Annotated in this window: 2 protein-coding genes; both read left to right on the top strand. The window is 55.7% G+C overall.

From position 1 onward, the window contains the following. The coding region (locus tag ACR0IO_RS23015; RefSeq protein WP_480745164.1) for an MBL fold metallo-hydrolase at positions 1-341 on the top strand (341 nt) is incomplete at its 5' end. A gap of 3 nt (positions 342-344) precedes the next feature. Beyond that, positions 345-1,277 (top strand): AEC family transporter, encoded by a 933-nt coding sequence (locus tag ACR0IO_RS23010; RefSeq protein ID WP_340297167.1) that lies wholly within the window; start codon positions 345-347, stop codon positions 1,275-1,277. The last annotated feature ends 101 nt before the right edge of the window (positions 1,278-1,378 follow it).

Raw genomic sequence — 1,378 nt, 5'->3', positions numbered from 1 at the left:
CTGTGACGCTGAAGCCATTCGATGTGGAACATGGGCGCATCATGGCGAAAGGGTTTCGCATCGGTGACGTGGTCTATTTGCCTGATGTCTCGGACATTCCTGCGCCTGCCTGGGAGATGCTATCGGGTTTGGATTGTTGGATTTTGGACGCGCTGCGCCGCACGCCCCACCCAAGCCACGCGCATCTTGAGCAAAGCCTAGATTGGATTGCCCGCGCCCGCCCGCGCCGCGCAATCTTGACCAATATGCATTTAGATTTGGACTATCAAACGCTTTGCGATGAATTGCCTTCGCATATCTCGCCCGCCTATGATGGGCTGCGCATCAGTTTGGATATTTAGAGGATGTCCGCCCTTCTCGAAGTTGTCTTGCCCGTCTTTATCGTCATTGGCTTTGGCTATGTGATGGTCTGGCGCGGCTTGTTTTCTGAAGCAGGCGTTGACCTTCTCATGAAGTTTTCACAAGGGATTGCGATTCCTGCGCTGCTATTTTTGGCGATTGCGCGGCTTGATCTGAGCCAAGATTTCCATTTCCCGCTGCTGCTGAGCTATTATTCTGGCTCAATCCTTGTGTTCCTTTTGGGCATGCTCGGGGCGCGCGTCATCTTTGGACGGGTTTGGACAGATGCGGTGGCGATTGGGTTTGTGGCCATGTTCGCCAATTCCGTGCTGTTGGGCCTGCCGATCATGGAGCGCGCTTATGGCCCCGATAGCCTTGCAGGGAATTTTGCCATTGTCGCGCTGCATGCCCCGTTTTGTTATCTGGTGGGCGTGACCGCAATGGAGGGGGTCAAGGCGGGCCGCGTGGCCCCGCATATCTTGGCCCTTGCCGTGGGGGGCGCGCTGTCGCGCAATGCGCTGACCTTGGCCATTGGGGCGGGGTTTGTTGTGAATTTCATCGGGCTTGGCATGCCCGTTGTTGTTGAGGATGGGATTGGCCTTTTGGCCCGTGCAGCCCTGCCAACCGCGCTGTTTGGCTTGGGTGGGGTGCTCTATCGTTATCGCCCTGAGGGCGAGGTTCGGGTGATCGCGATGGTCTTGATCCTGTCGCTGATTGTGCATCCCGCAATTGGGTGGATGATGGGATCGCAGATTTTGCATATTCCCAGTGATGATCTGAAATCTGTGGTCATCACCGCCGCGATGGCCCCAGGCGCCAATGCCTATCTGTTTGCCAATATGTATGGAGCAGGGCGGCGCGTTGCGGCCAGTTCGGTTTTGGTTGGCACGGGCGTGACAGTTTTGACCTCATCAATTTGGCTGATCATCCTCGGGTGAGGCCCTTGTAAATTTTGTGCTGCGGCAACCTTCACGCTTCCCATTTGCTCAATTGTATACTATGGGATGCCGAAATCATCCTCCCTAAGGAGCCAAAGCTA

Source organism: Ruegeria sp. CE12 (assembly GCF_056537525.1).
The sequence above is the reverse complement of the archived record's forward strand: the minus strand, read 5'-3'. Positions and strand labels throughout refer to the sequence as shown.